Consider the following 1,360-nt stretch of genomic DNA (forward strand, 5'->3'; position numbering starts at 1 on the left):
TGACCTGCCCCCCTCGGATTGGTCCGAGATGTGTTAGTTCTTTTCAGACCGATTCGAGGAACTGGTGTAAATGGCGGACGCTCTCGCCGCGTTCAAGATGTCGCGGTTGATCAGGGTTCTGGCGCGGGACGGAAGATCAGAACGCCTCGATCGCCTTCTTCGCCACGGACCAGGCGGAAAAATGATTATTTGGCGGCCTTGGCCGGAACAAGGGATGGAGCCATTTCCGACACGACCACCTTGTCCTTCTCCGAGCGTTTTGACACAAACATGGCGTCGTCGGCCGCCTTCACCAACGCATCCGTTATCGACGCGTGCTCGGGGAAGGAGGCCACGCCGACGCTCACCGTGACGTCCGGTACTTCCATCGGGTGGGAGCCGGTAGCGGCCTGGATTTGCGCCATCATTTCGTGGCCGCATTTCACGTTGATTTCCTTGCGGAGCCGCTCCGCAACGGCCGTCGCATGGACGGAAGTTGTCTCGGGAAGGATGATGGCGAACTCGTCCCCGCCGTACCGGCAGGGGATGTCCAGTTCGTAACTCGGCTTCTTGGCGCCGTACCGGATGTTGGACCGAATGGTGCTGGAGACCACCCGGAGCAGCTGGTCCCCGACGAGGTGTCCGTACCGGTCGTTGAACTGCTTGAAATTGTCCATGTCCATGATGAGGAGGGAGAGGGAGCGGTTGTACCGTTTCGCGCGCTGGATCTCCGAATTGAGCCGATAAAAGAAGTACGCGCGATTGTACAGGGAGGTGAGGTTGTCCTTGATGACGAGCTTATTGAGCTCCTCCTCCCGGTGGCGGATCGTCTTCATCAGATAGACGCCGATGGTGGCCACGCTCATGTTGATCATCGTCACCCATGCCCACTTCATCACATCGTACGGGAGGGTCTGCTGGAGGGAGAGGTTTTCGAACGGCATGCTCACGGGCGGGAGGATCCCGTAGAATTCGAACTGAAGCAGCCCGCCGTACGCCAGGGATGCCCCCAGGGCGAGGGCAAAGGTGTCCGAGTACTTCTCCATCACCAGGACCGATTCGAGGGTCACGACCAGGTACATCGGTCAGAACCACGACACTGCCCCCCCGCTGTAATGGATCACGACTGTCACGAACAGCAGGTCGAGGAGCAGTTGAATCTGGTTGAGGGGGCGGATGTTGGCGAACCACTGGTAGGAGTAAAGGAAGAAGGCGTTATAGGTCGCCATGGCGCACCAGGCGAGGACCGGGAAAACGCACTGCAAGGTGGTGACCGAACTGAGGTCGATGGAATAGTACTGGAAGATGACGTAGGGGACGACCCCGTACGCCGCCAGGATCCCAAGGATGATCCAGCGCGCCCGGATGACCTGGGCGATCC

1 protein-coding gene and 1 pseudogene are annotated in these 1,360 nt (G+C 59.3%); both read right to left on the reverse strand.

What is annotated here, in order from left to right; translation table 11 throughout:
- Positions 1 to 185 precede the first annotated feature (185 nt).
- Positions 186 to 1,061 carry a hypothetical protein gene (locus A2Z13_03620; GenBank protein ID OGP80506.1) on the reverse strand — a complete coding sequence of 292 codons (876 nt, stop codon included), beginning with the start codon at positions 1,059 to 1,061 and terminating at the stop codon, positions 186 to 188.
- Positions 1,062 to 1,064: 3 nt separating this feature from the next.
- Positions 1,065 to 1,360 (reverse strand): annotated as a pseudogene (locus tag A2Z13_03625) (hypothetical protein).

This window comes from Deltaproteobacteria bacterium RBG_16_64_85, from assembly GCA_001798885.1.
GTDB lineage: Bacteria > Desulfobacterota > Deferrimicrobia > Deferrimicrobiales > Deferrimicrobiaceae > FEB-35.

What these genes read in the sequence shown, in the direction of transcription:
- A2Z13_03620 (OGP80506.1), bottom strand. Translation starts at nt 1,061, where the DNA reads ATGTACCTGGTCGTGACCCTCGAATCGGTCCTGGTGATGGAGAAGTAC.